Raw genomic sequence first — 23,713 nt, 5'->3', positions numbered from 1 at the left:
AAACAATAAGTGATAATGATTATCAATTAAACAAAGCATTAAGAGGAGTTTCTTCTTTCACTTGGAGTTTTAAGTATACTTTTAAACTTCTGCTTGTACTTCCTCGACAGTTTGCTCTACTTCTGATCGGGTCATTTTTTCCTTCCCGTTCTTTAGTGCTTTCAATGTTTTGTGAGCAAGTGCAAGAGGTAATTTACAGAATAACAATATACTCTTCCGATTAATACTTTTGATGTATTCATCGGCTTGCGCTAAATTGCCTGCTGCGTACTCGAACATATCCGACCTTGTCCATCCTTCTGGGAAGAATTGTACACCTCGCTGACTATCTTCGTCTTTATTTCGCAATATATTTACTGCTTGAAGTCCACGGCCGTATGCAATTGCCAATTCACGGTCCGTTTCAATATCTGCATTCCATTTCCACAAATCCGAAAGCATCACTCCAACAAGACCAGCTACGTAATAGGTATACTCATCGAGATCTTCTTTTGTCTTCACTTGCCAATTTTTACCTACCCATTTAGCCATTCCTTCTGCCATTTCACTAGTATAGGTTTTTACAGTTTCTAATAAGTCAGTAGGACAAATTTCCAGCCAATCTCCTAACCTAAGGGACACAGGAGGAAGTATGTCTTGATAGTCCTCTACCAGTTTCGCATACGCCTGCTTATCAAAATCTGCTAACAAGAGCTTACTTGTGGATAGCAGTATTTCTTGTTTATCTTTTGGATCTAATGATTCATGATCTTCAATCTCGTCTATTGCTCGCATGCATAAATAAGCAGAGGCAACCGCTTTTTTTAGTTTGGGTTCTAAAAAGGTGATTGGGATATAAAAAGTTCTACTTGTTTTCTTTAGCATGTCCATCGCTTCTTTTTGTAACGTTGCTACATCATGCACGATTAGTCCCCCGTTTCAATCAATTACGCCTCGGCGTAATTGCGTCCAGAAATTGAATTGAGCTTTGGCCTGCTTGGTGCAGGTTAGGTAGCCGTTGTCGCATGGAAGCGACCCACATGGGCTAACACCCTTCAAAATCTATGACATCCGCCGGAGGCTTAACTTGAATTCTGCTGATTCAAGTTAAATCTTATACACTCTATTGTATAGGATTTTAACAAAAAGATAAAATGACTACCGTTTATGCGTAAGACAACTATAAAAGGTACAGCTATGTTGTTATTTTGCTGTTTCCTTAAATACTGTTTTTTGCTCCTTCCAAAATAACGAAATTACAAAACTAATTGCGAGTATAAACATTGCCAATACATATGGATAATCAATATGAACGTCAAATAAAATCCCTGCAATACTTGGCCCGATGATATTTCCTATACTCGTAAACGTAGAATTTAGTCCTCCAACAAAGCCCTGCTCATTTCCAGCTATTTTAGATAAATACGTGGTCAGCGCAGGTCTCATTAAGTCGAACAACAAGAAAATCACAAAGGTCACGAGTAATATAGACCAGTAAGCTGAGACCTTAATCATCGCAAAAATGAAGATCGTTGATACACCTATACAAATTTGTATCAACCTAATTTCCCCAATTTTTCCTACAAGGCGATCAAAGGTAAGGACTTGGAATATTATTCCTAGAATACCACTTACAGTAATGATTAACGCAATATCCTTTGGCGTAAATCCATATTTATGATCTACAAATAGTGAATAAACTGTTTCAAAAGCAGCTAATCCAAAGCTAGATACTAAAATGATAATCATTGGAATCAAATAAATTGGTTCCAATACTTTCCGAAAACGTGGTTTAGCTACTCCTTCTTTTTCTTCCCGCGCTCTTTCAGGCTCCTTCAAAATAACAAGCGAAAATACTCCTCCTATTAATCCTAGAACCGCAGCAACAAAGAAAGGAAGTCTAGTTCCATATTCGGCTAAAAAGCCCCCAATTCCTGGTCCGATTATAAACCCAGCACTTATTGCTGCTGCAACATAGCCCATCGCTTTTGGTCGATCTCTTAAAGAGGTAACATCTGCAACAAAAGCCGTCACAGCTGGCATAATGAATGCCGCACTAATACCTCCCAATATTCTAGAAATATATAATACCTTCACATCTTGGCCAAGACCGAAGAGCATTTCCGACACTCCAAATATGAACATACCAATTACAATAATTTTTTTTCGACCAATTGAATCTACCCATTTACCTGCAATTGGAGAAATTAACAATTGTGCGAATGCGAATGCCGCTACTAAATAACCCATTGTAGAACCTTCTAAGCTCATTTCTCGCATTAATGTAGGCATTACAGGAATAATTAGTCCCATTCCTAAAAATACAATAAATAAATTTACTAATACAAAATAAATCACCTTATTTAAACCACTTCTTTGTGCAACCATCTTCAAACTCCTTATAATTCTGATTCAGCTTATTAAGTCAATTACATAATGTCCACTTTAAGTAAACGGATAATTAAATATGATTTCATATAAATATTCGAATTTTATTTTAAAATAAGTAATTATGAATTTGTCTCTAATAATAAAAATAAACCCTATAGTAACTATAGGGTCAAGTAGTTTGAATTGGTATTTTAAGTTCCACTAAGAATTCATCCTCTTTGGAAGCTGTATAATTTATGGGCATCCATATATCATATACAATCGGGTTTACGACTATTTGGTGTTTTTCTATATAGTCGATTAACTTCTGATAGCATACTTCATATTCATCGTTCTCTAAAACAAAAGAAATGCTAAGATACTCTCCAGCTGGTAACGTGCTAATTTCTACATCTTCGTATTTTTCTTTAAAATCCTTGTCTGTCACAATATATGCAAATAGATAATCATAGTTGATATCATATAAGAATTCATACCTCTGCAAAGGAAATGCTCCACCATATAACGTATCAAATATACTACCTTCATCCTCTAACACCTTACTTATACGCCCAAATTCTCTATTTGGGATATCATCCACTTTCATATTATCGGTTTTTATCTTCACTATTTTTTGAGCTGGTTCTTTCTTAATTGATACGGTCATCATATTCGGATCCAATGCAAAAGCTTGTATTTGCTCTTTTTTCCTTTGCAGTACCTGCTTCGTCTTCTTAAGCCGTTGAAATTGTTCTTCAATTCTTTTCTCTTGGTTCTCAAGATATACAACTAGCTCTTCTGGCTTTAATGTTAAGGCAGATTGAACTTCCTCTAATGATAACCCAAGATACTTTAATGATTTTATAATATCCAAATAGTATAATTGTGTATTTCGGTAGTATCTATATTGATTACTTGGATTTATCTCAATAGGTTTGAACAAATTTATCCGGTCATAGTATCGTAAAGTTTGAACGGATATATTACTTAGCTTTGCAACTTCACCTATCGTCAAATAATGAATTTTCAAGTAATCTCCCCGTTTCTTCTCAAGAAATTTTGTGTCTTTTATATTTTCATTATATAGGTCACCCAATACAACCTCTAGTATCAACGGCGTAATCCAATAATATTTGAGTAAAGTGAATTGATTACTAAATAGATAGAAGGATACATATCTTTAGTAGATTGATCAAATGAAGGGTTCGAGATGTATAGATAAAATAACCGAGAGAAAAATGCTGTTTTTTTGCTGTACACAAAATTGATTTCCATTCCAGGGAGCTTTCCACGGGCGTGGCCTGAGCCTGTACTCTCAGGCGTCACGCTATTCCCGTAGGAGTCGCCCCTCCATTCCAATCAATTTTATTAAATATCCATTATTTGGTAAAGGTTTCTCCTTATTCAATAAAATTTCTACTTCTGTCCCAGCCTCTTAACGATACTATACAAAATAGTAGTATTCTTAATTCAACTTGGATTACAAATAATTGAATCACTCTTTAAAACCCGACCAATTTCATCTAAGTAATACCTATTGTTCACCGGAAATTTATTTTTTTCCTCAAAAAATCTACCCCTAAATTACGGGATAGATTTTTTAAATTGTACTCTATTCAATTCCTTGAATTATTACCTCTTTTACCGGCAAGAAAAGTTCTCCTGTATTTAAGAAAGTCACTTGTACTTTATCTCCTTCTTGCATATAAACTGCAAGAGGAGCAACTTCTGAAGATACGATATAGCTTTGTTTGTTATCCAACAGGAACGACACTTGTGTAAAGTCACCTACACGTTCCTTAAAGACACGTACAACTGTACCGGCTATCGATTTCTCTTCAGCATTGGAGCTACCGTCTACGGAGCTTCCTCCACGTTGAATCGCTGTTTTATATAGTTTTAACGCTTCGTTTGGCGTATTGCCATAGACAGAGATCTCTGGATTTGCAGCTGATACTATAAAGTAATTTTGCAGGAATCCATTAGAGTCTAATACTGGCGTTAACCAGCTTGCTTCCCCGTAAAAATTGTACAACACCGGCATTTCGCCAGACCATTTTTTCTCGATAAATTTCTTTTCAATAATTTGCAGTGCTCCTTGAGAGTCCATATAAGAATCCTCTAGGTTTCCTGTGTAGAAAGTAGCTTCACCAGTTCGACCGTCTGTTAAAGAGTAACCTAGCATCGAATCTACTCCCTCTTTCGGACTCGTAAAGTCAGTAAAGTAATACATTTGTCCATCTTCACCAAATATTGGACTTACATTCGCTTCGGTTCCTTCATCTGACGGTAATCTCACATCTTTTTTACCAAATAGACTGTTGATGAATCCATGAACGTACTTACCAAAATAGCTATTTTGCAAGCTAACTGTTTCAGGAGATACTGCCCCATCTATAAACGTTGGTACGTCTGCTATTTCATAGGAATCTGTCTGACCTGTAGCTGGATCGACTGCCACGATTCCTTTTACTTCAAATCCATTACGTGCAGAGATGAAGCTACCGTAAGATCTGATGTAATATGGTTTTCCATCCTCGTCAATTTCTAACTGTGGATCTCCATAGAAAATTTTAGTTGGATGCTTCATACGCATATGTCTTTCTAAGTTTTTATGGAAATAAGAGGATGGTGTATAACTCATTTCAGCCTCTACAAATTTTGGATTATCCGAGGAGTCGGTTGCACTCATTGTAAAATACCCCGGTGTAACGTCTCCATTCCACCACTTGAAAAGTCCTGAAAATTCTACTGGAGCAATGTATACATACTCATCTTTTACTTTTTGAATTTGTAAGCTTCCTAATTCATAATAACTCGTATTTGGAACTTGCCCAAAAGCTTTTTTCATTTTATTGCGTGCAAACTTTGGCGGTACACTAGCTGGTGTCTTCGTTTCGTCAAATGCTTCAATTTCTACCTCTTGTTGCATTTCCGCCACTTTGTATTTTTCGTCTGCATTCCAAAAAGACGCTGTTAACATGAAGATAGTCAATACCAAACTTCCTAAAAACAGAATACCTTTTGCTTTTTGTTCTTTACCTTTTGCAAGCACCATCCCTGCTAATGTTGCAATAACTAGTAATGGCCATAACGCTGTCCAATTACGATCTAAGTTCGTTACATAATATATAATCGCAAGTACGATAAAAGTTAAAACCGATAGACCAATGATGGAAGTTACCATGTCTTTTCTTTTAGCTGTCAACGGGACTACTAACAATGCGGTAAGTATCGCTGCAACTGCCGAAATAATAAATACGCTGGTCATTTTCTCAAACCCTCTCTTTTTTTCTGTCTAGTTATACTACGGATGAGAAGGAAAATGGTTTCATAAATACAACATGAAAACGATAGCATTTTATACTTCAAGCAAAAATAACTAACTAAGCATTTGCTATGACCTTACAATCTTTTTCTTTTACTTTAAAACCTTTTTTCCATGATACAACTACGAAGAACAAAGAAAGTAATAAAATTGCACTTAATACAATGAAACAATAAATGATGAGCTCTGAAGATACCATTTCAGTAAAGAGAGCAAGTAAAAGGATCCTGATTAAAAGACCTAATGTACGAAACAAACTATCGACCCTCCCTATTATATTATTAGGAATAGAGTCCATTAAGAAAGAGTTTCTAGCAACTCTAGTACTGCTGTTACCTATTGCCAAAAATAACATAAGTGATAGATATACAGGTAAATCTACGAACACGATTAATGATATAGCAATCGTATAAACGAATACTCCCAAGATAATCGTTTTCTCATTTCCTAATTTACTTGATAATGTTGGTACGAAGATCCCTGCAATTATTGCTCCTATTGCATAAATCATCCCTTCAAGCCCATACACACTCGCATCTGCTTCAAGTACATCCACTAGATAGACTGGGAATAAGTAATTCGTTAACATAACCCCGATAAAAGGCATGAAAGAAAACAATAAAAAAAGAAATACGGAAGGGCGTGCTAACATGTACCTAAGCCCTTCACTTGCTTGTGATTTAACTACTTTTCCTGTCTTTTCAATGGTTAATCTCACATACGGTAACTTCATGTAAAAATAGATGGCAGCGCCGTAAGATAACGTATCTAATAATAAAATGTAGTGTAAATCCCATTTTAATAATAAGATACTAGCTAATGCGCCCGCAATCATACTAGAAAGCTGTCCCTGTACTTCCATCGTTCCATTTAGTGATTTATATTGATTCTTCGTAAATAATTCTTGATTTAATGCAAACATAGTCGGATAAAAAATGGTGTAGTATAAACTACCAATCATATAGATAATCATATAATGCCAAATTTCATATGATAGGCCAAGAAATCCTATGAGGGAAAATATAAACAATAGTGTAAAGCATATGATTTCACTTGTTATTAATAATTTTTTTCGAGATACTCTATCAACCAAATTCCCTACGAATGGGGTAAGGATAAAACTCAAAATGGTCATACCAATTGTTATATATCCAAATACTTTATTGCCATTATCACTTGATACAAGCATCCATGGAATCGCAATCATCGTTATCCCCGAACCAATAGAGGAAGCAATATTAGCGAAAATAATGAGGCGGAATCGGGAGTCTTTGTATAGATTTTTCATTTGTAACACTCCTTAACTTTATCTTATTATTTCACTATAATTGAAAATTCAGCAATTTAGTTCAGTCATTGGTCTTAAGTCTTTCTCATACATTTGACGGAAGAAAAGAACAAAAGCGCAAGCGTCTAAGTAAGCCCTGACAACGTTCTTCTGCGACGAGCTTTGCGCAGGAGTCTGGACGGATAATCACTTGTAAGTAGTTATCCACCTGTAATAGATTTATAATTCCTAAACACTAAAAAACACTCAGTGAATTTAATCACCAAGTGTTTTCATTTAGATGTATGTTCCTTTTCCTTCATAGGTTACATACCAGTTATTATCTTTTTGTAAAATTGCTGTCCCAATCCAACCATCTGCAATTAGTTGCTGTTGTTTTTCAATCGCATCCATAGGAACTTCTATAAACGTTTCTTCGTTATTACGATCTACATGAATTTTTTTATAAAATACATATCGTAGCATGTCTCCGTATTTTTTCTTTAATGCACCTATTACCATTCCTTGGCTTAGTTTGTCCTTTAAGCTTGCAATGTTAAATGGTGCAACTGTTGCACATACATGTGTATACGGTGAAGCGTCTAGTAGTTCCATGACAATAACCCCGAGTTTCTTTTGCAATCCAAATCCACGGTAATTAGGATGAACATTTGTTATTTCTTGATAAACGACCTTCTCGAGTTGATCTTTTGAAAGACCAATATCATATCCTAAATGTTGATCATCAATTGGTGGTAATGCCAATGCACGGAAGGCGATTAGTTCATTGTCTATAAATGCTCCAATCATTAAGTTACAAGCTATCGAATCCTCATATTCTCCTATTGTTAATGGAGATAAGAAATTATCATTTTCCATTGCTCCAAGGACCACATGCTGCAAGCGTAAAATGCTATCCAGATGTTCTTGCGTCAATTGACGAACAATATATTCTTTCACACCAAGTTTACCTTTCCATTCTTTCACGTAAACACTTCCTCTTATTTTGTTACTTTTGTAGAGAACTCAGTTAACTCTTGTAGAGTTTCTTCATCAATATCAATCCCTAGTCCAGGACGTTCATTTAATTGTATAAATGGAACGTCATAATGTAAATTTCCAACGTCTTTAGAGAATTTTAGAGGACCTGTTAACTCTACACTCGTAAACACTTTTTTAGAAAATGCTACTTGAAATCCTGCTGAAGACCCAATAGAGGACTCCACCATGGAACCGATTTGACACTCGATGCCTGCCATCTCTGCCATATGAGCTAGCTTCATCGCTGGATATATCCCACCACACTTCATCAGTTTAATATTTACTTTATGTGCTGCTTGTTTCTCGATCAACTCGCGCATATCACGTAAGTTTCGCAAGCCTTCGTCCATCATAAGAGGGGTACTTGTCTTAGCTTTTACTTCTACCATACCATTAAAGTCATCCGCGATTACCGGTTGCTCTAGCCAGTCTAATCCCTCTTTTTCCAACTGCCGCATAGCCACAATAGTAGTAGCGCTATTTTTCCATCCTTGATTTACATCTACACGAATAGCGATTTCTTCTCCGACTTTTGCGCGCACTGCTTGAATACGTTTTACATCAACTTGCACGTCTGTCCCGACCTTCATTTTAAAGGAGGAATACCCTTCTTTCATCCTTCTTTCTGCTTCTTCTGCCATGTCAGCTGGCTTTCCTATACTTAATACATGAGTGACAGGGAACTTTTCATGATAGCGTCCACCTAATAATTGGTACACAGGAACACCAAGTTTTTTCCCTGCCAAATCATAACAAGCAATATCTATCGCTGCTTTTGCTGCAGGTGCCTGGTAAACCGCTTTATTCATTTTCTCATGTAAACTCTCAAACTCCATAGGATTTTCTCCAATAATAGCTGGAGCTAGCGTTTCTTTCAATAATGCATATGTACTTTCCCAAGTCTCACCTGTCACATGCTCATCTGCAACAGCTTCCCCATAACCTACTAAACCCTCATCCGTTGTTATTTTTACAATAATAGATGGCATATCATCATAAGTGTGATAACTTATGATAAAAGGATCTACTAATGGTAAACGGATTGCATAAATATCAATTTCTTTAATTTTCATTTGAATTTCCTACTTTCTTTACATATTAGATTAAGTTCGTTATAGTTGTCGTTAAATAGTCGTTAAAAATTAAAAAAAGAGGTGACCAAATGTTAACACGCATTGCAGTTCTAGGATCGGCCACTTTCATCGAACGCTTAAGAAGTATTGAACATGAACTTCCATCCACTCGATTGGATTATTATACATACAATATACCTTCTGATGCAAAGGATATAGTACCAACGATAAAACCTTGTGATGCAGTATTTTTTTCCGGTTCATTTCCATTTACCTATGCAAAAGACTCAATCGCAAAATTACCTATTCCAACTTTTTATCTGAAACAAGATGAAAACGCTATCATGACTACTCTACTTTCACTTAGTTTTACTAACCCTACCGCCGTAAATAAGCTATCCATTGATCTAGTCCATCCAGAGGGTGTAAAAAATGTTTTGGAGGATATCGGGTTAACCGATCAAACACCATTTTTAATGAAAATTGATACCTCTTTCGATCTGGAAGAAATAGTTGCATTCCATACAGGTTTACAAAAGAACGGCACCACTTTGCTAGCGATTACTAGTATTCATGCAGTGTATCAAAGATTGCGAGACAATGGTCTATCTGTCATTCGAATGATTGATCCGAAAAGTTCCATTATTAAAGCAATAGAGGATACAAAATCCCTTGCCCTTCTATTTAAAAGTCAGTCTGCTAAAATTGCAGTTGGTTATATCCAAACAAATAAAGAGCTTTCCATATCAGAAGAAAAAGTTAAACAAATTGCAGCCTCTATTCAAGCAAATACCGTAAAAGAAGCCGACAATTTATATACCTTATTTTCAACTCAAGGTGATGTGCAGGAAGCTTTAAACAATAACTCGATTACTTCTTGGATGAACTCCTCTCCCACAGTTAAAATTGCATTTGGCTATGGAAAAACAGTTTTGGAAGCTACTCAAAATGCAAGGGATGCCTTATCTTATGCAACTGATAATACAGCATACCTATTAACCGATTCTAAGGAATTGCTTGGGCCATATCCATATAGTAATAAGCAAGTGCGTTTAAAAAATGTTGAACCACAGTTTGTGCAAATTGCGAAAGAGACTACATTAAGTCCAGCGAACTTATCTAAGGTCATACAGTTTAGTCGTTCTAGAAAGTCCACAGAGTTTACTGCATATGACTTAGAAGTCTATTTACAAGTTAGTAGACGTACAACTGAACGAATACTAAAAAAACTAGCAGATCATGGATATGCACAAATCATAGGGGAAGAAATGACCTATCAGCAAGGTCGTCCACGCGCTATTTATGAGCTGAACTTTCCAACTTATAATTAGAAGATTCATCTCAATATAGTAACAACATCACTTTTTTTAATAGGACTTATAACAAAAGGGAGTTCCATATGAACTCCCTTTTGTTTTCCAGGCTTGCACATTTCCTTTTTATGCTTCTACAGTTTCTTTATTTAATATCGCTAGTTTTTCAGCCTCAGAGATTTTTTGAATCGTGAAGCCTGTCATTGCATAGATAATTGATATAATTGGTACTATAAAGTTTAATACGGCAAATAATGCATACTCTGCTACTCCTACACCTAATGTCGCTAATATAAATACTCCACACGTATTCCAAGGAATAAAGACCGAAGTAAGTGTACCTCCATCTTCTAAAGCACGAGAGAGATTTTTAGAATGTAGTCCCATTTTTGTATATGTTTTTGAGAACATTCGAGCTGGCACAACGATAGAAATGTATTGCTCTGAGCAAGAGGCATTTGTTGCAATACACGCAACAATTGTTGAAGCAATAAGTGATCCTGCTGTTTTAGCAAACTTTAAAATTTGATCCATAATGGATTGCAGCATTCCAGAGTATTCCAATATACCACCAAATGTCATGGCAACAATCGTCATGGAGACCGTATACATCATCGAATCTAATCCACCACGATTAAATAATTCATCAACCATTGCATTTCCAGTATCGATAACATATCCACTTTGCAAAGCTCCAACTGCCTCTGCAACGCTTCCACCTTGGATGAGTATTTGAGATAAGAAGCCAAATAAAATTCCAACAATCAATGCTGGTATAGCTGGAACTTTAAGTGCTACTAAGACAATTACTGCTAGAGGTATTAACAATAACCATGGAGAAATGACAAAGCTTTGATCTAACATTGATATTGTTTGGTTGATACCCTCTTGGTCAATATTACTTGATTTATATCTGTTTCCTAGGAAACCATATACACCAAGAGCTATTAGAATTCCTGGTATCGTCGTAAATAACATATGTTTAATATGTACAAAAAGATCTGTTCCTGTTAGTCCGGCTGCAAGGTTTGTTGTATCGGATAATGGGGACATCTTATCTCCAAAGTATGCTCCTGAAATTACGGCTCCAGCGATCATTCCAGCTGGAATTCCCATGCTAAGTCCAATACCCATTCCCGCAACACCGATTGTCCCCATAGTTGACCAAGAACTACCGATTGCAAGTGCAACAATTGCACAAATAATACAAATAGCCACTAAGAAGAAAGCAGGAGTAATAATTTTTAGGCCATAATAGATCATCGTTGCGACAACTCCGCCACCTATCCATGCACCAATGATTAGTCCTACTAAAATAATTATGACTACTGCTGGTAATGCTAGTTTTATACCTTTATACATCATTTCTTCAATTTCAGACCATTTAAATCCATGTTTCCATGCAACAATCGCTGCAACTGTTGTTCCAACAATCAATGGAATATGCGGCCCCTGTTCTAAATATATAATTGTAATAACCATAGTAATAACCATGAGTAGTAGCGGCATAATCGCCCATATTAAAGACATCTCTTTTTTAGTAACCGCTTTCTTTTCCTGCAAAATATTTCCTCCTTACAACTATAGAGACAATTCTAAATTGACGTTTAATAGTCGTTAATAAAGTAATATTAAATGGAAATCAGATGCTAGTCAATACTATTTTGAAACATTTGTAAGCGTTTTCGATATAACTTTAGCCCCCAAAATTAATGCATCTCTGTTAAAAGTCATATTTGGATGATGCAATCCCGGTGACAAGTCAGCTCCGATACCAATCATTGCTGCCTTCACTTCAGGATGTCTAATTGTATAAAAATGAAAATCATCGCTTCCCGAAGTAATTACTTCATCTGCAAGGTTTTCCATACCTACGGTTTCAATTATTGCTGCTTTAGAAATTGCCGCCGCTTCCTTCGATACTTCAGCACCTGGTGTAATATCTTGAAATTCCCACTCGATTTCTATATCAAATAATTGTTGAATGATATTTAAATCTTTGTCAATGCGATCTTTCAACTGTGATAATATGCTATTCTTTGCTGCTCTTACATCAATTGAAAATGTTGCAATACCAGGAATAATATTAGCATTCTCTCCACCTGCTTGAATTTTTGTTAGCTTTGCAGAGTATGATTCGGATGGAGAAAAATACATATTTTTCAGTGCTTGTTGAATGGCCATTACTACGTCAATCGCATTGTTTCCTTGATGTGGTCTAGCTCCATGAGCATCGATACCTTTTATTTTGCCCTCTACAAATAAAGCCGCTCCATGATGTATAGCTGGTGCTACTTTGCCGAAAGGAAGTTCCTCAATCGGTCGTAAATGCACGCCAAAAAGATGTGTCACGTCATCGAGTGCCCCACGGTCTATCATGGAATTCGCTCCGTTACCTTTTTCTTCTGCTGGCTGAAAGATAAAGCGAATTCGTTTGTTTAATTTTTCATCCTTTAATAGCAATAACGCTCCTAGCACCATAGAGATATTGGCATCATGTCCACAGGAATGATTGGCACGGAACTCTCCATCTACTTCTTGCCAAAGAGCATCAATATCTGCACGTACAGCTATTACTTCTGATCCTTCTCCGATTTCTGCTAGTAATCCAGTTACATCATCAAATCTTCGATAGGAAATACTTAAACCATCCAATATTTCCGCAAGCTTATTTGTAGTTTCATATTCCTTCCAGCTAACTTCAGGATACTGATGAAAGTGGTTAAACCACTGTAAAATTTGATTTTCTACTTGCACTTCACTTACACTCCCTTTTTACGCGGTAATTTATCCTATGATTTCACAAACTCGTCCTATTTGTCCATCTGTTAATCGTACTTTTATGCCATGTGGATGAAATGACGAATTCGTTAATAAGTCCTTCACAATTCCTTTTGTTTTCTCCCCTGATCGTTGATCTTTTTTTAATATTATATATACTTCTAATCCAGGTTTTACATCTTTTCTATTTTGACCATTCATTTAGCTTCACCTCTTTTTGTATCGTACCACTTTCATGGTTTGGTTTCAGTATTTTGCTTCATAAATTATAACTGTAGAATATGTTTGGTCCAACAAAGGAACAGGAATAATAATAGGAAGGATATTCGTGGAGAAAGAGGCGATAAGATTGGAAATATACACAATTGGACATTCTAGCCACACACAAAAATTTTTCGGAAGCATGCTAAAAAAGAATAACATCGAGCTTTTGGCGGATGTAAGGGCATTTCCAGGTAGTAGAAAATGGCCGCAATTTTCAAAGGATGATTTTCCAAAATGGCTTATAAGAGAAGACATTTCATATGAACACCTCTCCAAACTAGGAGGTAGACGTAGAAAGTCTAAAAAAATTAGTGAAGAAGTGAACGCAGGGTGGAACAACCAATCATTTCATAATTATGCGGATTATACTTTGACGGAAGAGTTTCAAATAGGTATAAATGAACTTTTGGAAAAAGCAGCAAATAAAAGAACTGCCTATTGTTGTTCGGAGCGTCATCCTTCCCGTTGTCATCGTTTGCTTATCAGCAACTTTCTCGTAGCAAACGGGCATGTCGTGAAACATATTATTGACGTAAATGAAAATGAAATTGAAATTGTAAATCACGAAGTTGGGATGTGGGGAGCTCCTGCACAAGTTAATGAAGATGGAATTGTAACATACCCTTTTTGTTAATCTACCAAATTAATAGACAAGAGATATGAATAAAAAGCAACAAAAATAGGGCTATCCTAGAAGTGATTTAATACCACTTATGAGATAGCCCCATGATTAACTTTTCACTTCTTTTTCAATGTCAGCAAGTGCCGTTGCGCTTACGTCCACACGTTTTAAGAAGAATGATAATACTAATGCAACACATGTTACAACAGCGGCAACGATGAATGATAGTTGAACACCATGTAATAAGCTTTGTGCCTGTATTTGTTTCATTACTTCTTCTGTCATGGATGCAGGGTCCATTGATGCAGCTAACTCCTTACCACGAGTAGCCGCAGCACTAGTCATAATCGTAACAAAAATAGCTGTACCGATTGAACCGATCACTTGTTGCGCTGTATTGTTAACAGCTGTACCATGTGGGTTTAAACGTGTAGGTAATTGGTTTAAACCATTTGTCATAATCGGCATCATAACCATCGACATACCAAACATGCGTATTGTGTAAATACCAATAATGTAAGCATAGGATGATTCAAGATCTAAACCTGCAAGCATGAATGTTGAAATAGCGGTAATACCTAAACCAATAACCGCTAAAATTCGGGGTCCAAATTTATCGAATAATTTCCCTGTGATTGGCGACATAACTCCCATAATAATAGCACCAGGTAACATCATTAATCCAGATTCTAAAGGGTCAATACCTCGCACGTCTTGTACATAGGCAGGCGTTAAAATCATCCCAGAGAATAATGCCGCGGCATTTACCATTGAAATAACAGAACCAAGTGCGAACATTGGATATTTATAAACTCGCAAGTCCAATAATGGTTCCTCTAATTTGAATTGGCGTGTAATGAATAAAAACAATGCAACAGCACCAACAATAATTGTTGTCAAAACAACTGTGTCTCCCCAACCATTTGAACTAGCCATTGAACATCCATATAAAATACCACCAAAACCAATTACAGATAACACAATTGAGAAGTAATCAAGAGATACTTTACGTGTATCCATCACATTTTCAAGTTTCCAAAACGCTAGAATTATGGAAAGAATCGCAAAGGGTAAAATCATCTCAAACAGTACGCGCCAATCGTAGTATTGTACGATATATCCTGACAATGTAGGCCCAATTGCTGGAGCTGTAATCATAACTAAACCGAAAACACCCATAGCTGCACCACGTTTTTCACGTGGGAAGCTAACTAACATAACATTCATTAACAATGGTCCCATAACTGCCGAACCGGCTGCTTGTACCATACGCCCCGCTAAGAGGAATCCAAAGTTTGGTGCTAGAGCAGCCATTGCTGTACCAATTGTAAATAAAATCATTGATACAATAAATAATGTTCGGTTTTTAAAGCGTGTAATTAAAAATGCTGAAACAGGTATTAACACACCACTTACTAGCATGTAACCTGTGGCTAACCATTGTACCGTTGAATAGTCTTTACCAAAATCATCACGGATTGATGGTAATGCTACGTTTAATAATGAGTTATTTAAGAAAGAAACAAAGGCACCAAAAAATAAAATTGCCAGCATTAAATACGGTGGTTTCTTCTCTATCGTTGAAGTATTCATTTGTAATTTCTCCTTATTTTATATACTCCTTTTTTTATTCACTTGAAAGATTTTATACCAGCGGTCCAATTTTGTCTATAAAAAAGTCTCTCCAGTACAAATAGAGGGTTTTGAACAAAAATATGTTGTATAATGACCGTAACAAGTTAAAGAAGGAGTCATTATGAATAAACGTAAAAAAGCAGTGGTCGACCATGCAATCTCTTTATTTGTAGAGCAAGGAATCGCTAATACATCGATACAAGATATTTTAGAAAGGGCAAGTATCTCTAAGGGAACCTTTTATAATTATTTTTCATCTAAAAATGATTGTGTAGAAGCAATTTTAGAACAGGCACGCTACGATGCTACATTAATGCGGAGCGGGCAAATGTTAGGTAAGGATGCAAAGGATCTGGATGTATTAGTAGAACAAATTACAGTTTTATTACTAATTAACCAGTCTAGAGGATTAGATATGATTTATGAAGAAATCTTACATTCAGGCGACAAAGAGTTAAAGAAATTAGTACTAAAATCAAGAGTACTTGAGCTACAGTGGTTAGGCCAGCGTTTTATCGAAGTATTTGGGGAAGAACTACGAAGTCATTCATTTGAAGCAGCAGTCATTTATTACGGGATTTTACAGCACTTAACATTCACAGGTCGATTAATGAATCAGCAGGATTTTAAGTTTGAAATTGTTATAAAAAACGCATTACGTTATATAGAAAAAATTGTGGAGATGCTCATGCATGAACAGACGAGCGTTTTAAATACAGATGACTTACATAAATTCATAAGTTCATTTGTAGCTATTGAATTGACTCGTAAGGAAGTCGTTGAACAATTAGAACAGTTTAAAAAAAGTAACGATTTCACCAAAAATCAGCAGGAGATTATGGAAGCCGTTACACAGGAGCTTGAGCATCAGCCAATACGAAATATTGTACTAGAATCATTATTACGAACAATGACCAATGAATTTAGCGATAGCGAAATGATACAAATAGTAAAAGAACTTACTAGTGGGCTTTGGTATTTAATGAAGCAACAGAAATTATAAAGTAATGTTCTTAAATATGTTTTCATTATTTATGCCCATGTTCTGAAAAAATTAGAAGTAAATACAGGTGATTTATTTCTGGTAAATTTAGCACATTGGGCCATTACTAGAGCTATTTCTTTTTTATGAAGAGACCACAAACTCCTGGACAGCTTATCTATGTACGCTCTAAGTATTGTTAAGGATGTTTATCAATAGTTAGAAACTTCAAATTTGTATCAATGATGACCGATATAAAAAATTAAAACTCGAAACATAGCAATTAACCATCCCTTAATTAAATGGTAAGTATACCGGATGATTTTGCGGAAAAACTATTATATTGATTCTAGTGAAGGGTGGCGGTGATGGTTCATTCCCCCCCGTGCAGAATGCGGACACCTATTCAACTAACTAAAGCTCATTATCATAAAAAGAACTTTTTTACACTTTTCCTTCTTTTAACCATGTCCCAATTTAGTTGATTAAAGAAAGTAGCTGTTTCCAATTTAGTTTACTTTTCCCATTAAAATAGAGGGTTGTGACTGTTGTCATAACCCTCTTGTTATATTGTCGATTATTTACTTGGTTGAGATTTAGTAATCATATCTGAAATCTCTTCCCTTATTGGCGATTTCATATGCTAGGCGGATAGAGGACACTGCTAAATCCGCATAGGTTACTTCTTTTGTTGGATTAAACTGGTTTTTTTCTGCCTTTACTAATCCAAGTGAGTGCGCCAAAACCACGTATCCTGTGTTTTCCACTTTCACTTTTTTGCTGTCTGTAAATTCATTTTTAAAAATATTGTTTTGTTTTGCTGCTTGCTCAAGACCTAGTGCCCGAATATACCATACTGCTAGTTCTTCTTTCGTAATAGGACTATTTAAATCAAAGATCTTCTGGTCAGTTTTCAAAATCCCCGCTTCCACTGCACGCTCAATTGCTTGATAGGAGGCATGTTTAGGGTCAACGTTTGTATAGGATTGCTTTATACTCTCTGAATCTCTATGAATGCTTGTCTCATAAATATACGTTAAGGAATTCATCATAATCTTAATTGCTTCCCCTCTAGACACTGTTGCATCCCCGTTAAAGGTTTTTGGATCATTAACAGTTAATACCTTTGCCTTAATCAAATAGTTCAGCTCTTCAGCTGCAGTTGGATGAGAAACCTCAGGGGTCACTTCCATATTGTACTGGTTAATCCAATTGCCCGAATCGGCTTCTAACACATTAAAGGCAGTTTCATTAAATGTTGGAGAGTATATTAAATTATAATGTTTATTTTCTTTCTTTTGATTTTCTTTCCAATAGCTCATTTTTATATTTAACGCTTTATTCAAAATATCCTCAGCTTCTTTTGAAGAGATTACCCCCTCTAAAGACGGCCACTCCTCAATCTGTGGTCTAACTACATTTAAATTGTCTAAAGAACCTTCTTTATGAATATTTACACTAATTTGATCTCCCATAACCATAACTCCATTAACTATTCGAGGGAAGGTTATATAGTAATTGCCCATTGTTTCATCGTAATAACCTTCCTCTAAAGGCATAGCGTATTCATGAAGGTATGAAGGTACCAATTCCTTTAAATACTTAACTGCTTGAGCAATCGCCTCTTCTTTAGAAATTGTGACCTCCTCTTTAGTCTCATCCATTTCGACCAATAAACCATTTTGGGTATTATGATACTGGAGCAGCTCACCTGTTTTCTTATCAAATTCTAATGTAGACCCACTTCCACTATTACCGTAATTATACATATAGTGAACACTAAATATATCTTGGCCATTACTGTTTTTTACTTCTTCAACGGATTGAATGCTTAACTTAACTTTGTTTGATTTTACTTGTAATAACTTTTCTGCAGATTTCTTTGCCTCTTCCTTTGTTATCCCATTATGTTTGGCTGGCAATGCAGTTTCTGTAACCTTTACATATTTCTTTTTATTTGGTTGTTCTACTACAAATTCTTTACCGTTAAACCACTCACCTGTAATAGCATTTATGCTTAGAACATCAGGCACATAAACCAGCTTCACATCATTTTCACCAGTTTCATAGTTAGTGTTAACTTGATATTGAAGTTTCGCAGTTAGATTTCCTTTAACTTTTTCTAATGCTTCTTTTCGGTCATTTACTTTTTTTACATCTTCAAAAGTAGGAGATTTAGTTATATGTGAACCAGAGAAGCCTACAATTTCCCCGTTTCCGAGAACGGTTACGCTTACATTTTGGTCAGCGATTTCAACATCATCCTTCATACGATTAAAAGAAAAGGAATAACTTATGGGCCTAGTTAAAATTTGCTTTGAATAATTATAGTAATCATTATAATCCTCACCTAGTTTATAATTGCCATCTTTGAGGAATTTCTTAACAAAATCGGTTGCAACTTTTTTTGCTTCCTCTTTAGAGAACTTAGCTGGAAACAACGCGTCTGGAGTGCTAACAGGGTCGTAGTTAAAGGATTCTATCTCGAAATCTTCTCCATAAAATCCTATGCTTCCATGAATATCCTTCCCATTTTGCAGCTTATTAAAAAATAAATGATACCTTGTTGTCTCATCCTCAGGATACGTATTAGAACTCATATGAAAATCACTAGCATTCACAAAGTCGAAAATCCCAGGAAAAGTAGAACGAAACTTTTTAAGCAAGTCCTCCTTAGTAACAATCTCTCCTGTAGAAGCCACCTGCGCTACAAGTTGCTCTTCTACTGTACTTACTGCACTAGTAGCCGATGAAAACATACTAATTGATAAAACTGATGCTGTTAATATAATTCCTATCTTCTTCAAATCAAATTGCCCCCTTTTACGGTAATAATTATATTGTAAAGCAAATTCTGGAAATTTGGAAATGATATTTTTTAATTATTATAACTATTCTTTGAATTTAGAGACCATACTTAATGAAGTATGGTCTGCATATATTAGTGGTGTTTAACTATTTCATCTTGTTCAACTTGCCTTTACTTTTATTAGATAAGCATTTGAGAACGCTAGGCTCGTTCTTCAACAACATTACATAAAATTATTGTACAGTCTCTGTTTTTGGAAAATGCTCCGGGTACATGCTATACTAATGAAGGATTTATACGAAAAAGGAGTGTTTTTAAATGACAAAAAAAGGTTATTTCTTAATGGATTCTGGAGAAAAAATTGAATTTGATTTATTCCCTAATGAGGCACCAAACACAGTAGCAAACTTCGAAGAGTTAGCAAACAGTGGATTTTATAACGGAGTAGTTTTCCATCGCGTAATTCCTGGTTTCGTAAGCCAAGGTGGAGACCCAACTGGTACAGGTATGGGTGGAAGCGGAAAAACAATTAAATGTGAAACTGAAGGAAACCCACACAAACACCAAGCAGGAAGTCTTTCTATGGCGCATGCTGGTAAAGATACAGGTTCTAGCCAATTTTTCATCGTTCACGAGCCACAGCCACATTTAAACGGTGTTCATACTGTTTTTGGACAAGTTACAAGTGGTCTTGAAGTAGCAAAAGCTATGAAAAATGGCGCTAAAATGGAAAAAGTAGAAGTTTTCGACGCTGAATAGAAAAGCGGCAGACTCCGCATTGTAGCGAAAAGAGCTGGAAGACTTGGAGTAAAAGGCACTTTTTGCCTTTTTCCAAGTCTGAAGCGGACGAGCTACTGGTGTCTAGAGCTAGACAGTATTAAAAAAAATATCTTTTTTTAAAAAGCAGCTACCCAATAACTTGAGTAGCTGCTTAAGCTTGACGACAAAAATATTTTTATAAACTGCTATGAGTAATAATAAATATCTTTAAAGAGGTTGCTTTATCTAAATAAAAGTATATATAGTAGAAACCTTTAAGGAGTTGTTTATAAGGCAAGGACCACCACGAAGACTCCTGTGGGAACAGCTTGAGCAGAAGACCCCGCAGGAACGCAGTGACGAGGAGGCTGAAGCCAAGCCCACGGAAAGCGAAGTGGTGGTCCTTGCCGATTTTAGTATACAACTCTATGCACCAAAAATTGAGTTTGTCTACAGTCTGAAGCAGCTACCCAATAACTTGGGTAGCTGCTTTTCTTATAATACAATCGATATTCCAACTATAAGAATTAGAGGTACTAGTAAGACAATCCAACTGATAGGATGAGCAAAATTTAACGTCCAACCTACACCAAATCTCTTTTCTACCATAATACTTGGATCATTTTTGTTCATGTAAAATAATCCACCCTTCCAGTATTGGTCGTCGTCAATAGCAATTTTGTTTTCTATGGTTACACTATTTCTTTCAGCTTTTAGTCGTGATCCGCTTTGCCCTACTTTTAGAGCATAAATACCAACAACCGCAAATGTTAATACTAAAAAGCTCAGAGGTAGGGTCCACATGATTATCGGTGATGATATTTCTGGATGAATTGTTTGTAAGTGAAAGTAACCCATCATAAGCGTTATACCAATTGTGATAAAGAGCGCTAATAAACTTGTATATTTTCGAAACGCGAGTTGCTGTGCAAGGGAAGATTTTTTATTGGTCGGATTAATTCGAGCACCTGAAAATTTCATACCTTCACTCACTGAAAGGAACAAAACCTGCATAACTAGTAAAATTAGTGGCAGTGCAATTACACTAAAATATGTTTTTTTGCTAAATGCATCTGCTTCCCCAGTAGGTCCCCAATGAGTAGGAATCATCTCTGGCATTTGATCATATTTCATAAATGTATAAATGATTAACCCTACGGTAACTATCATAGGAATGATAAAGATTACACGAGGTATTAGTTTGAGCTTTTCTTGAAACTTTACATCGACTACTCTCACTTCGCTTTTACCACTTAACCACCTTTGCGTTTCTTTCCTTTTTTTAACCCCAAGGTGCATCATAAAATAATAACCAATGCTCACGAATAACGTTGTAAACTGAACACTTACGCCTGCTAGAGCCAGTGTTTCCTCTGTTGGTTTTTGTGTCGTTCCCCACCACAGATAGCTTATCAATACGATCAAACCAAATGTTAACACAAACGTAGTGTATTTACTTTTCAGCTTCATCACTACCGGATCTTTTACGTGGCTATCCGGTACATACACTCCAAATGCTTCTGTTGGCTTTAAAAACTTTGGTGTAAATGCTTGTAAAACTGTGATAAAAAATAGGATGAATCCAAACAAAACAATAGTCATTCGTTCCCCTCCTCAATATTTTGCACAAGCTTACGTACCATAACCACTAGTTCTTCTTCCGAGAGCTTTAGGACTAACCCCTCTGTTACAAATGGTCGTAGTTGTGCTTCTAATTTATGCTTTTCTTCCTCTGAAGCCTTCGGAATACCATTCGGCTGAATTATTACTCCCGATTTTGCCACTATTTGTATAAACTCTTTTTCCTCTAGATAGTGATAAGCCTTATTTACTGTATGCATATTCATTCCTAAATCGCTCGCAAATGCTCTTACAGATGGTAGCGAGTCACCTGGTTTTAATTCACCTCGTACCATACCCTCCATAAGTTGGTGGGCTAGCTGCAAATAGATGGGGACATCAGAATCAGATTTTATTTCAATAAACATGAAGTCACCCTCCTTAGTTTTTGTTCTATATATAGCATAACACATTTGTTCTATGTATAGTAGAGCAAAATTAAAAAATCCTACTTTTAAATATAAGTAGGATCAGAATATACTTCGTCCCGCATTAACTAGCAGGATTATTAAAATCGCCTCGACTTGTATGTCGTGAGACTCTAACTACAAGGCTTGTAGTTTTATTTCCCAAGAAATTGCTTTCCTTTTTCATAATAAACCTTCATTTCCTGAGAAGGAACCATTCCTCCTCCTGTTGCCCACACAATATGTGTTGCATTTTGTATGGAAACTCCTAGTTTCTTAAGTTGAATTGGTCCTGTCATACCTGCCAATGCAGATGGCTCTAATAGAATATTCTCTGTGTCTGCCAATAAGGCAAGTAGCTCATACATGGTTTGATCACTTATAGTAATACTTCCGCTAATTAGCTGCTCAAGATTTTTACCTACAAATCCAGATGGTCGCCCTACCGCTAATCCGTCCGCATCCGTTTTGTTATCTAGCCCAATATCAGCCACTGATATTTTTTCATGTAGCCCCGTCATTAACCCAAGTAGCATGCAAGGCGAGTTCGTAGGCTCCGCAAAAAAACAATGCACATGATCTCCGAATAAAAGCTTTAGTCCAAATGCAACTCCACCTGGTCCACCACCAACTCCGCAAGGTAAGTATACAAACAATGGGTGTTCGGCGTCGACAATGGTTTGCATTTGTTCCAGTTGAGTTTTCAATCTACTTGCTGCAACGGCATACCCGACAAATAAGTCAACAGAATTTTCGTCGTCGATAAAAAAGCAAGACGAATCCTTGTCCGCTTGTTTTCTGCCTTCCTTTACCGCAATACTATAATCAAAATCGTACTCTACGACTGTTACGCCTTTTGCACGGAGCATATCTTTTTTCCATTGCTTCGCATCACTAGACATATGCACAGTCACTTGAAACCCAAACTTAGCACTGATTATCCCGATGCTAAGTCCTAAATTTCCAGTCGACCCTACTGCAATTGAATAGTTAGAAAAAAATTGTGTGAATTTTTCTGTTGCGAGTAGTGCATAATCATCTGTTATTTTCAATAAATCCTCTTGTATAGCAATTTGCTCTGCAATTTTAAGTACCTCATAGATACCACCACGAGCCTTTATAGATCCTGATATCGGTAAGGCATTATCACATTTTAATAATAATTCTCCATCAAAATCTGTGTGAAAGAATTCCTTTAAGCTGGATTCCATAGTTGGAATTTTTACAAGCGGTGACTCAATAATCCCTTTTGCTTTTGCAGTCTCTGGAAAAGCAATACGCAAATAAGATGCAAAACGATCTAAACGATCGCTTGCATCTTGTACCATTTCAGCAGTAATAAATACGTTTTTCAACGCATCCTCTGAATTTATTTTGTTTGGATTGAACCATATTATTTCTTCCTTGTTTTGCATATTGGAGATTAAGGGAAATCTCCCTTCTAATTGCTGTTTATCCATTAA

19 protein-coding genes are annotated in these 23,713 nt (G+C 36.1%); 4 read left to right on the top strand and 15 right to left on the bottom strand.

The window, feature by feature from the left end; translation table 11 throughout:
- Positions 1-81: 81 nt before the first annotated feature.
- The 7 genes from MKY29_RS00870 to MKY29_RS00840 all read right to left on the bottom strand — a co-directional run bounded on the left by MKY29_RS00870 (position 82) and on the right by MKY29_RS00840 (position 9,058).
- Positions 82-903 (bottom strand): squalene/phytoene synthase family protein, encoded by an 822-nt coding sequence (locus MKY29_RS00870; RefSeq protein ID WP_090570687.1) that lies wholly within the window; start codon positions 901-903, stop codon positions 82-84.
- Positions 904-1,182: 279 nt separating this feature from the next.
- A complete protein-coding gene (locus MKY29_RS00865; protein ID WP_090570685.1) occupies positions 1,183-2,367 on the bottom strand; it encodes an MFS transporter in 1,185 nt (394 codons plus the stop codon).
- A 172-nt stretch (positions 2,368-2,539) separates the two neighbouring features.
- Entirely contained in the window at positions 2,540-3,379 is an 840-nt protein-coding gene (locus tag MKY29_RS00860; RefSeq protein WP_340878721.1) for a MerR family transcriptional regulator, read from the bottom strand.
- Between the two features lie 582 nt (positions 3,380-3,961).
- On the bottom strand, positions 3,962-5,620 hold the full coding sequence (locus MKY29_RS00855; protein ID WP_241600387.1) for a hypothetical protein: 1,659 nt from the start codon (positions 5,618-5,620) through the stop codon (positions 3,962-3,964).
- 115 nt (positions 5,621-5,735) lie between these two features.
- Positions 5,736-6,965 carry an MFS transporter gene (locus MKY29_RS00850; RefSeq protein WP_340878720.1) on the bottom strand — a complete coding sequence of 410 codons (1,230 nt, stop codon included), beginning with the start codon at positions 6,963-6,965 and terminating at the stop codon, positions 5,736-5,738.
- Between the two features lie 276 nt (positions 6,966-7,241).
- Positions 7,242-7,931: a GNAT family N-acetyltransferase gene (locus MKY29_RS00845; RefSeq protein WP_340878719.1), complete on the bottom strand. Its 690-nt coding sequence runs from the start codon at positions 7,929-7,931 to the stop codon at positions 7,242-7,244.
- 14 nt (positions 7,932-7,945) lie between these two features.
- On the bottom strand, positions 7,946-9,058 hold the full coding sequence (locus MKY29_RS00840) for a mandelate racemase/muconate lactonizing enzyme family protein (protein ID WP_340878718.1): 1,113 nt from the start codon (positions 9,056-9,058) through the stop codon (positions 7,946-7,948).
- 89 nt (positions 9,059-9,147) lie between these two features.
- Between MKY29_RS00840 and MKY29_RS00835 the strand changes: the two genes are divergently transcribed.
- Positions 9,148-10,389, top strand: a complete 1,242-nt coding sequence (locus tag MKY29_RS00835) for a hypothetical protein (protein WP_090570666.1) — start codon at positions 9,148-9,150, stop codon at positions 10,387-10,389.
- Between the two features lie 108 nt (positions 10,390-10,497).
- Here MKY29_RS00835 and nhaC read toward each other — a convergent pair whose 3' ends face one another.
- From nhaC to MKY29_RS00820, 3 genes are all read right to left on the bottom strand, one after another.
- Entirely contained in the window at positions 10,498-11,901 is a 1,404-nt protein-coding gene (gene nhaC / locus MKY29_RS00830) for a Na+/H+ antiporter NhaC (protein WP_241600410.1), read from the bottom strand.
- A 129-nt stretch (positions 11,902-12,030) separates the two neighbouring features.
- Entirely contained in the window at positions 12,031-13,128 is a 1,098-nt protein-coding gene (locus MKY29_RS00825) for an amidohydrolase (RefSeq protein WP_241600380.1), read from the bottom strand.
- Between the two features lie 30 nt (positions 13,129-13,158).
- Positions 13,159-13,353, bottom strand: a complete 195-nt coding sequence (locus MKY29_RS00820; RefSeq protein ID WP_090570660.1) for a YwbE family protein — start codon at positions 13,351-13,353, stop codon at positions 13,159-13,161.
- Positions 13,354-13,501: 148 nt separating this feature from the next.
- Between MKY29_RS00820 and MKY29_RS00815 the strand changes: the two genes are divergently transcribed.
- Entirely contained in the window at positions 13,502-14,050 is a 549-nt protein-coding gene (locus MKY29_RS00815) for a DUF488 domain-containing protein (RefSeq protein ID WP_241600378.1), read from the top strand.
- A 96-nt stretch (positions 14,051-14,146) separates the two neighbouring features.
- On the opposite strand, the gene MKY29_RS00810 is transcribed toward MKY29_RS00815, so the two are convergent.
- A complete protein-coding gene (locus tag MKY29_RS00810; protein ID WP_241600376.1) occupies positions 14,147-15,631 on the bottom strand; it encodes a DHA2 family efflux MFS transporter permease subunit in 1,485 nt (494 codons plus the stop codon).
- Between the two features lie 163 nt (positions 15,632-15,794).
- Between MKY29_RS00810 and MKY29_RS00805 the strand changes: the two genes are divergently transcribed.
- The gene (locus tag MKY29_RS00805) at positions 15,795-16,676 is read left to right on the top strand and encodes a TetR/AcrR family transcriptional regulator (protein WP_241600375.1); all 882 of its coding nucleotides are present in this window, start codon (positions 15,795-15,797) and stop codon (positions 16,674-16,676) included.
- A gap of 575 nt (positions 16,677-17,251) precedes the next feature.
- Here the strand turns inward: MKY29_RS00805 and MKY29_RS00800 are convergent.
- The gene (locus MKY29_RS00800) at positions 17,252-19,462 is read right to left on the bottom strand and encodes a YcdB/YcdC domain-containing protein (protein WP_340878717.1); all 2,211 of its coding nucleotides are present in this window, start codon (positions 19,460-19,462) and stop codon (positions 17,252-17,254) included.
- 320 nt (positions 19,463-19,782) lie between these two features.
- Between MKY29_RS00800 and MKY29_RS00795 the strand changes: the two genes are divergently transcribed.
- On the top strand, positions 19,783-20,223 hold the full coding sequence (locus MKY29_RS00795; RefSeq protein ID WP_090570652.1) for a peptidylprolyl isomerase: 441 nt from the start codon (positions 19,783-19,785) through the stop codon (positions 20,221-20,223).
- A 495-nt stretch (positions 20,224-20,718) separates the two neighbouring features.
- On the opposite strand, the gene MKY29_RS00790 is transcribed toward MKY29_RS00795, so the two are convergent.
- The 3 genes from MKY29_RS00790 to MKY29_RS00780 form a co-directional block, all read right to left on the bottom strand.
- On the bottom strand, positions 20,719-21,825 hold the full coding sequence (locus MKY29_RS00790; RefSeq protein WP_340878716.1) for a DUF1648 domain-containing protein: 1,107 nt from the start codon (positions 21,823-21,825) through the stop codon (positions 20,719-20,721).
- Positions 21,822-22,211 (bottom strand): GntR family transcriptional regulator, encoded by a 390-nt coding sequence (locus tag MKY29_RS00785; protein WP_090570646.1) that lies wholly within the window; start codon positions 22,209-22,211, stop codon positions 21,822-21,824. Before MKY29_RS00785 ends, MKY29_RS00790 begins: the two co-directional genes overlap by 4 nt.
- Positions 22,212-22,405: 194 nt before the next feature.
- Positions 22,406-23,710 (bottom strand): D-serine ammonia-lyase, encoded by a 1,305-nt coding sequence (locus tag MKY29_RS00780; RefSeq protein WP_340878715.1) that lies wholly within the window; start codon positions 23,708-23,710, stop codon positions 22,406-22,408.
- Positions 23,711-23,713: the final 3 nt, after the last annotated feature.

Source organism: Psychrobacillus sp. FSL K6-2365 (assembly GCF_038003165.1).
Classification (GTDB): domain Bacteria; phylum Bacillota; class Bacilli; order Bacillales_A; family Planococcaceae; genus Psychrobacillus; species Psychrobacillus psychrodurans.
Note: the sequence above shows the minus strand (reverse complement) of the source record. Positions and strands in the feature narration are given on the sequence as shown.